This is a genomic window from Mesorhizobium carmichaelinearum, assembly GCF_900199455.1.
Taxonomy (GTDB): Bacteria; Pseudomonadota; Alphaproteobacteria; order Rhizobiales; family Rhizobiaceae; genus Mesorhizobium; species Mesorhizobium carmichaelinearum.
Genome location: NZ_FZQR01000076.1, coordinates 1 through 8,459 on the forward strand (window position 1 = coordinate 1; position 8,459 = coordinate 8,459).

Annotated in this window: 6 protein-coding genes and 1 pseudogene; 6 read left to right on the forward strand and 1 reads right to left on the reverse strand. The window is 63.7% G+C overall.

Features of this window, described 5'->3' with window-relative positions; all coding sequences use genetic code 11:
- From CKW40_RS41480 to CKW40_RS41495, 4 genes and pseudogenes are all read left to right on the forward strand, one after another.
- Nucleotides 1-365, forward strand: a pseudogene (locus CKW40_RS41480) (DNA-binding protein); the annotation flags it as partial.
- Nucleotides 366-419: 54 nt separating this feature from the next.
- The gene (locus CKW40_RS41485; protein ID WP_244571549.1) at nucleotides 420-863 is read left to right on the forward strand and encodes a hypothetical protein; all 444 of its coding nucleotides are present in this window, start codon (nucleotides 420-422) and stop codon (nucleotides 861-863) included.
- Nucleotides 864-1,056: 193 nt separating this feature from the next.
- Entirely contained in the window at nucleotides 1,057-1,686 is a 630-nt protein-coding gene (locus tag CKW40_RS41490) for a DUF1419 domain-containing protein (RefSeq protein WP_095205291.1), read from the forward strand.
- Between the two features lie 380 nt (nucleotides 1,687-2,066).
- Nucleotides 2,067-2,756 (forward strand): transposase, encoded by a 690-nt coding sequence (locus CKW40_RS41495; protein WP_179298314.1) that lies wholly within the window; start codon nucleotides 2,067-2,069, stop codon nucleotides 2,754-2,756.
- 39 nt (nucleotides 2,757-2,795) lie between these two features.
- Here the strand turns inward: CKW40_RS41495 and CKW40_RS41500 are convergent, their stop codons facing one another.
- Nucleotides 2,796-3,989 carry a DUF1173 domain-containing protein gene (locus CKW40_RS41500; protein WP_095205290.1) on the reverse strand — a complete coding sequence of 398 codons (1,194 nt, stop codon included), beginning with the start codon at nucleotides 3,987-3,989 and terminating at the stop codon, nucleotides 2,796-2,798.
- 187 nt (nucleotides 3,990-4,176) lie between these two features.
- On the opposite strand from CKW40_RS41500, the gene CKW40_RS46160 reads away from it, so the two are divergent.
- Complete coding sequence (locus CKW40_RS46160; protein WP_244571550.1) at nucleotides 4,177-4,983, forward strand: class I SAM-dependent methyltransferase; 807 nt, start codon at nucleotides 4,177-4,179, stop codon at nucleotides 4,981-4,983.
- Nucleotides 4,984-8,459 (forward strand): strawberry notch family protein (locus tag CKW40_RS41505; RefSeq protein WP_244571551.1); only part of this gene is annotated, 3,476 nt, incomplete at its 3' end.

Here is an 8,459-nt window from a genome sequence, read left to right on the forward strand (position 1 = left end):
GCTGGACGCCCACGGTCGAGTTCCTCGGGCGCCTCACCAAGGCGCGGATTCTGCAGGCTGTCCGCGAAGCCCGTGGCCAAGACTCCGCGCAGCTGATCGACCACATGAAGAAGGAGATCATGGCCCGTGAGGCCGCCCGACTTCTCGAGGGATCGAACTGGCTGCCGGAGCCGCTGCGCCTCGAGGTCGAAGACGCGGCTGCCAATGGCGGCGGCGCAATCGCCGGCGAAACGTCGGACGAGGCGACGCTCGATGGCGATGCGGCCGAACTGCCGGCCTTCCTCGCCGACGATGCGGATCTGTCTTCCGATGAGCCGGTGACCATCGACGGCGACGAGACGGACCATCTCCAGGCCGCCGAATAGTCGCCCTCCCGCTCCCCACCAGGCCCGGCACCTCCGCCGGGCCTGTTCGCTTTCATGGAGATCGACATGTTCGACTGGAACCGAAGCTGCTCCTACGACGAACAGCAGAAGAGACGTTTTCACACGACAGCCCGCTCACGGCTGAAGAAGCTCGCTGCCGAGCTTGCACTTCCGCCAGGCAGCTTTGACTTGCGCTCCAATAAGGCGGGCATCGCCGTTTCCGGGGAAATCATCCTGCACCATGACCGCGCCTATATCCAGGTCGGCCAGTTCGGGCTTTCCTCGGGCCACGGCGTCCTGATCCGGACCTGCAAGTCCCGCAAGGACTACACAGGCGGGGCCAACCATTTTGTCGCGCTCGGCATGATGACATTCCGGCCCTCGCCGCGGCCGTCCGCGCCATCACCGGCATCGGACGGGGTCCTTCTCTTTCCGCAGACCGCCGCGCCGCCTGAGGCCACAGCCCCGACATCCGAAGCCTGCGGCGGCCTCGGTTAACCGCATGGCGCCGCAGAGCTCTCCAAGGAGGGGGTATCGGAAGACGATCACGGCAAGCGCGGAACGCCCCCCGATCCTCCAGGGGATCATCGAAGACCACCATTCCGATTCACCCGAGCCCGGCCATCGTGCCGGGCTCTTTCGTCTTCAGGTCACGCCGCGCGGTGTCGATCTGCTTCAGGAGCCAACCGCCATGACCTCAAATCCATCCTTCAGGAAGGTGCTCGTCGGCGTTGCCACGCGCGAGCACATGTTCCAGCTGTTCAATCGACACAAGGACAACCCAGACCTCGATCCGCTTTCCGGCACGCCGTATTCAGGTGAGTGGTTCCAGATCGAGGCCTCCTCCTACCATTTTATGCTCGGACTGCTGCCGCCTCTGTTCCAAAGGTCCGGGCTGTTCGGCATTTCGGAATTCAAGGCCGGCAACGTCACCAGTGTGTTTTTCGAGATCAGGATCCGGGGCCGCGAACGCTGGTATCACGGCTTTTGCGACCTCTCGGATCGGCAATCCCCAGACAAGATGCGCGCCGCCATCATCGCCCACGAGACGGGCGCGACCGACAGCATGACCCGTGAGGAAAAGCTCGAGGCCATCTGGAACACGACGCATCCGGACTTCAAGGGAATAGCCGGCGAAATCAATCCCGACGCCTGGCCCGTCGAGCACCACGGCAAGCGTGCATTGCTGGTCGATGACGGCCGCGACGGCACGATCCTGAAACTGCTCGAGGATCTGTCAGACGACGAAATCGACAGCCGCATGCCCGCGATACGCGCACGCAGCACAAGGAGAGGGGGCAACGATGCGGACCCCTCGTAAGCCGCCGCCACGAGGCGAATATGCGCATCTATCAAGCGCGTTCGACCTGAGCATGCCGGACCTGCGCCTTCGGCAATTGCTGGGCGAGGTCTGGAATGCCCCGCCTCGCGGCCAACCTCCAGCGTTGCGATGGCTTCTGTTTCGTGCGGCTGGTTGAACGATGCATCGAACCCGGCCTTCCCGCGGGCGCGACTTTGCCAATATCGGCAAGCCATTCGGCCCGGCTTGGATGAGGAAAGGCTGAGATAGCGGCCAGCGTGCCATCCCCACGAGGATTAATCGGTTGAAAACGACACTTGCCCTCCCGCGGGCTCTTTCTATAAAGCTCTACCCGAGAGACAGCGATCTATCGGCAAATCGTTTCTCACCAGGAAAGGCATATGAAGCAACAGACCCGACCATTCATCGTAGAGGTTAAACAAAAGCGCGGCGTTCAAAAACTGGGTCGTCCCATTTGGGGTGATGTTGACCTGTCCGCTATTGCGGCCGAGGTGGCCAGGGATGCAGAGGTAGTGTTTCTGTCAAATCCTCGGCCGGTTGTCACCGTCGTCGGGTCTATCGATGCAGAAGATCAACCCAATCAGAAAGCGGAGTCTTACATGGCCGATCCTCAGGAAGCTCAATTACGCCAAGGTACTATGGAAGCATCTGCCACGCCGAACCCGCTCGAGACGAAAAAGAAAACCTTACGGCCGAGAAAGGCAAAGGCTGAGCCCAAACAGCCTCCGCGAAAGAATGGCGCCAAGCCTGCTTCGAAGGCAGTCGAAGCCCCAGCTGCAGCGGTCCGGACCGGGCGAAAAGTCTACTCCCGGATCGAACGCTCGCAGAGGCTTGCCCAGATCGGTAACTCGATTGCCGGCGGCGCTACCCTCAAGCATGCCGTCGGTCAGGCGGGTATATCCGAACAGACCTATTATCTCTGGAAGAAGGCCGCGGCCCCTCCCCAGGATAGCGGCGACCTCAAGGATCTGCTCGCGCTCGAGGAAGAGAACAAGCGACTGAAGAACCTGCTTGCGGACCGTTTGCGCAAAGAGAATGCCGAGTTGAAGAAGAAGTTAGGCCTCGCCTGAGTTCACCTCAAACCGGCCAACGAAGAATCCGCGCGACGATCAAACTGGCAGTGGCGGCATATCGCCATCGCCGACCCGCCATACCCAAGAGCCGATCTCCGGTCGCGCGGCGATCATCTCGTCGAGCGAAGCCTCGAACGTGCCATCTGTTCCGGCCGGGACGACAAAGAACGCGATTGGCTCCTCCCTGTTCTGAAGCAATGCGTTGGCGATCGGCTGGTCGGGCTGCAGGTCGTAGCGCAATCCCTTCACGCTCTTCTCGCGAAGAAGGGCCAGCGCATCGACGAGCCTCTTCTCAGGGACCGTCTCGTAGGGAATCCAGTTCTCGGACACCACCATCAACGCGATTTCCTCGACAATGGCGAGGCCGGCCGGGTTCAGCCCGAAGGTCGCGATCGCCACGAGATGTGAAGTCGAATCCGCTTCCCACAGCGACAATTCCCTCTCGAAGCGAGCCTGCAAACGCCGGTGCAATGCGTCATCGATGATGAAGGGAAAACCGGGCAAATGCCTGATGACGAGTTTCTGACCCGATCGGGCGGGAACGATCTCCTTGACCTCACCGACCAGCACCAGCAGTTTTCGCGGGCCGGATTTCGGCGGAAGTGCTGTAGCAAGAACCGCGTTGCGACGCTGTTCTATCGCTTGCCTGTTCTCGGCCCGAAACGGCTCGGGCACGAACAGGATATCCGCGAGCGGTCCGCCCCTCACCGTCATTTGCCCGGCCGCCTCGAGAAGGTGCCAGCGGACATTCCACCAATGTCGCTTGCCGGCCCATCTCGATGTCCAGACCGTCAATTCGGCCTCGTGCCAGAGATAGTGAAGGAGGCCACGCAGTGACATCCTGCTTGGATCTCCGCTTAGGCTGGCGGAGTTTTGGCCAGCAGGCACGGACGCTGCCCGGCTCCCCGTCTTCGACAGGCTGAAATCGAGTTTCAAAGCCGCCATGCCGCTTTGCGGATCGAGCTGGATTGCGCCGCCCATCAAGGGGCCCAGCCCAGATAATTCGTGAGGGGGCTCGTAGGAATCGCAGGACGGATCATGCCCGCCGCCGCTGAGCGGCATGCGCTTGATCAGATGGAGGTCGCCCATGCGGGCGACATACATCGGACAGCCCGGCTCACGGCACAGGCATAGTGGACGCTCCTTGCGGGCATAGGCGTTCGCCAGCGCCGCCTGCAGGTCAGGCGCTCCTTCCTCGTAGACCTCACTGCCAATTCTGAACCGTCGCATCCCCTCCACAGCTCCAGGTCGCCGCCGCATCCCTGTGCGCGTATTCAAGCCATGGCTTTGCGCAGAGCGCAACCCGTTTGATCGATCGGCGCCAGAGGGAGAGGGGAGCCGGGAGGAGTGTGGCCCGGCTGGCGCGGAGAGAGTGCCGGCGCGTGGGCCACCACCCCCTCTCGCGAAGGACATCTCCATGAACATCGTTACGACCACACCGGCCGCCGCCCTGACGGCCGCTCCCCTTGCCACGCCGGCATCTCACGCCATCAACCCCGCCCAGGCGATTCACCAGACCGCAGCGCTGCTTTTGCCCTTTCTCGAACAGGGCAAGCTCGTCACCAGCAACGCACTCCACGCCGCCATGACGGAAAGCTTCGGCGGCACCGATGCCGAAGGCTTTTGGGTCTGGAAAGACGCCTATGAAGCCCTCGAAGCCGCGCAGGTCCTGTTCATCCGCAGGTTCGGCCCGACGATCCTGTCCCGGTCAACGACACCGCAGGCGACGCTCACGATGATGAAGCGCGTTGCCGAACTCCTTCCCACCCATACGCGGCGCTCCGACGAAAGCCAGGCCATGCAGCAGCTGTCGACGCCGCTGCCGCTTGCCTTCGTTACGGCACGTGCTGCCGCGATCGCGTCGTCGGATATCGTTCTCGAACCGTCGGCAGGGACCGGCCTTCTCGCCATTCATGCCGAGATCGCACAGGCCTCGCTTGTGCTCAACGAGCTTGCGCCAACGCGCGCCGACCTGCTCGGCCTGTTGTTCCCGCGAGTTTTCACCTCCCGGCACGACGCGGCGCATATCGACGATCATCTCGATGCGGCTATCCAGCCTTCCATCGTGTTGATGAACCCGCCCTTCACTGTTGGCGCCCATGTCGATGGCCACGTCGCCGATGCGGCGTGGCGGCACCTGTCCTCGGCGTTCGCGCGACTGCGCCCGGGCGGCCGCCTTGTCGCCATCACCGGCACCGGGATCTCACCAGGAAATCCCAAGTAGATGCCTGCCTTCGAACGACTGCAGGAGCACGGCACCGTTCTCTTCACCGCTGCGATCGACGGCCGCGTCTATGCCCGCCATGGAACCACGGCCGAAACCCGGCTGACCGTCATCGACAAGGTGCCCGCTGCCGATCCTCCCCGGTTTATCGCCTCGCCGGGAAAAGCCATGACTGCCGAGACGCTGCTCTCGTGGATCTCCGATCTGCCGCCGCGGACGCCGGGCGGCTTTCCGAATTCGATCGGCGCTCTCGCGAGCGGCATCCTGCGCGACACCGCCACGCGCTTGGCCGGGCGATCTGCCGCCAGGTCCGCGCCTGCCTCTGTCCCAAAGACCGGGCAGCCGGTTCGCCCAGCGGCCCGGACCACGCCTGCCCGCCCGGTGATGGCAAGGACGCCGGCTGTCCCCCTTGCCTATGAACTGAGGGACTGGATGCCGGAGAAAGGCGGCCGGCTCACCGATACGATCTATGAGCCCTACGCCCTCCAGGCGATCCATATTCCCCAGGCGAAGCCGCATCCGACACGGCTCGTGCAGTCGGCGGCGATGGCGGCGGTCGCACCGCCCCGGCCTTCCTATCGCCCCTTGCTGCCGGTGGCCGTCGTCCAAGAGGGCCTGCTGTCCGACGCCCAGCTCGAAAGCGTCATCTATGCCGGCGAAGCCCATTCCGGCCACCTCGCCGGCGCCTGGACGGTGGACGACACCTGCGATGTCGTCTCGGCCGCACCGGAGAACGCCGAGAACGCCGTGCGCTTCCGCCGTGGATGGTTCCTCGGCGACGGCACCGGCTGCGGCAAGGGCAGGCAGGTCGCCGGCATTATTCTCGACAACTGGCTGCAGGGCCGTCGGCGAGCATTATGGATCTCAAAATCCGACAAGCTCCTGGAGGACGCCCAGCGCGATTGGGCAGCGCTCGGCCAGGAACGGCTTCTGGTCCAGCCGCTCTCGCGTTATCGGCAGGGCACGCCGATCCGCCTTGCCGAGGGCATCCTGTTCACAACCTACGCGACGCTCCGCTCGCAGGAGCGCGAGGGCAAGAAGTCCCGCATCGCCCAGATCCTCGACTGGGTTGGACAAGAGGCGGGGAGGGCCGAAGGCCCGACTGGGACTGAAGAAAACTCGGCGGGGAGGGTCGGAGGCGCGACAGGGACTGGAGAGAACGCGGCGGGGAGGGCCGAAGGCCCGACAGGGACCAAAAAGTCTTTCGATGGCGTCATCGTCTTCGACGAGGCGCACGCCATGGCAAACGCCGCCGGGGGAAAAAGCGAACGCGGCGACGTCGCTCCCTCGCAGCAGGGCAAAGCGGGCCTGCGCCTCCAGCACGCGCTGCCCGATGCCCGTGTTGTCTACGTCTCGGCGACCGGTGCGACCGCCGTGGAAAACCTGGCCTATGCGCAACGTCTCGGCATCTGGGGCAGCGAGGATTTTCCATTCGCCAACCGGGCCGAGTTCGTCGCGGCGATCGAGGACGGTGGCGTCGCTGCCATGGAGGTGCTCGCCCGCGATCTGAAATCGCTCGGCCTCTATATGTCGCGTTCGCTCTCTTATGACGGCGTCGAATACGACCTCCTCGAGCACGCGCTGACAGAGGAGCAGATCCGCATCTACAATGCCTATGCCGACGCCTTCCAGGTCATCCACAACAACTTGATCGCAGCGCTCGAGGCGGCCAACATCACCAGCGATTCCGCCACGCTCAACCGCAACGCCAAAGCGGCGGCGCGATCGGCCTTCGAGAGCACGAAGCAGCGCTTCTTCAACCACCTTATCACCTCGATGATGACGCCGACGTTGATCGGCGCGATCGAGCAGGACCGTGTCGCCGGCCATTCGTCTGTCGTGCAGATCGTTTCTACCGGCGAGGCGCTGATGGAACGGAGGCTGGCCGACATCCCCACCGAGGAATGGTCGGATCTCCACGTTGATGTCACGCCGCGTGAGTACGTAGGAGGGTATTTGATGCACTCCTTCCCGACGCAGCTGTTCGAAGAGTACTCGGACGCCGAGGGCAACGTCACTTCGCGGCCCGTCCATGACGCGGACGGTAATCCCGTCCAATGCCGCGAAGCGGTTCGCCGGCGCGACGAGATGATCGAAAAACTTGCGTCGCTGCCACCGGTCGGCAGCGCGCTCGACCAGATCCTCCATCACTTCGGCACCGATGTCGTTGCCGAGGTTACAGGCCGCTCGCGGCGCATCGTGAAGAAGACCGGCCGCGACGGCGTCGACCGGCTTGCCGTCGAGAACCGTCCCGGTTCGGCCAATCTCGCCGAGACGCAAAGCTTCATGGATGACGACAAAAGCGTGCTGGTTTTTTCCGACGCCGGCGGCACCGGCCGCTCCTATCACGCCGATCTCGGCGCAAAAAACCAGAGACTGCGCAAGCACTACTTGCTCGAGGCCGGCTGGCGCGCCGACAACGCCATCCAGGGTCTCGGACGGACGCACCGCACCAACCAGGCGCAGCCGCCACTGTTCCGGCCCATGGCCGCCAATGTGAAGGCCGGCAAGCGTTTCCTGTCGACGATAGCCAGGCGGCTCGACACGCTGGGCGCGATCACGCGCGGCCAGCGCCAGACTGGCGGGGCAGGGCTGTTTCGCGCCGAGGACAATCTGGAAAGCCCCTATGCCCGCGCGGCCCTGCGCCAGTTTTATTATTTGTTGCACCAGGGCAAGATCGAGGGCTGCTCGCTCACCACCTTCGAAGCGGTCACCGGTCTGTCGCTAACCACCGACGAAGGTGGGCTGCGCGACGAACTGCCTCCGATCACAACCTGGCTCAATCGGCTGCTTGCGTTGCGCATCGAAACCCAGAACCTGCTGTTCGAGGTGTTCGAGCAGTTGATGACGGCGAAGGTGGAAGGCGCCATCGCTGCCGGCAACTATGACAAGGGACTGGAGACGATCACGGCGGAGAGCATCGTCGTCACGGATCGTAGGACTGTTTACACACACCCGGTCTCGGGCGCGCAGTCACATGTGCTTACCGTCGAGCGCAAGGACCGCATCCGACCGCTCGGCCTTGTCGATGCACTGGCGATTGCACGCGCCGAGCCCCAATCCCTTATGCTGGTGAACACCCGTTCGAGCCGCGCGGCGATACAGCTTCCGACGGCGAGCCTCATGCTCGACGACGGGACCGTCGAACACCGCGTGCGCCTGCTGCGGCCGACCGACGAGCTGCGCTTTGGCCTCGACGCCCTTGCCGAAACGCACTGGCAGCCGGCCGAGCGAAACCTGTTCTGTGACCTATGGCAGACTGAAGTCGCCGCCGTCCCGGAGTTCACGACGAGTACCTTCCACATTGTCACCGGCCTGCTGTTGCCGATCTGGCGGCGGCTGCCGGACCATGACTGCCAGGTCTACCGCATCCAGACCGATGCCGGCGAGCGCATCATCGGGCGTCACATCGCATCGACGCTGGTGGCGACCCTGTTCCGGAATCTGGGTCTCGACGATGTGCCGACGCTCGCGCC

Coding starts and splice junctions, on each gene's coding strand:
- CKW40_RS41485 (WP_244571549.1), top strand. CDS start 420: ATGGAGATCGACATGTTCGACTGGAACCGAAGCTGCTCCTACGACGAA.
- CKW40_RS41490 (WP_095205291.1), top strand. CDS start 1,057: ATGACCTCAAATCCATCCTTCAGGAAGGTGCTCGTCGGCGTTGCCACG.
- CKW40_RS41495 (WP_179298314.1), top strand. CDS start 2,067: ATGAAGCAACAGACCCGACCATTCATCGTAGAGGTTAAACAAAAGCGC.
- CKW40_RS41500 (WP_095205290.1), bottom strand. CDS start 3,989: ATGCGACGGTTCAGAATTGGCAGTGAGGTCTACGAGGAAGGAGCGCCT.
- CKW40_RS46160 (WP_244571550.1), top strand. CDS start 4,177: ATGAACATCGTTACGACCACACCGGCCGCCGCCCTGACGGCCGCTCCC.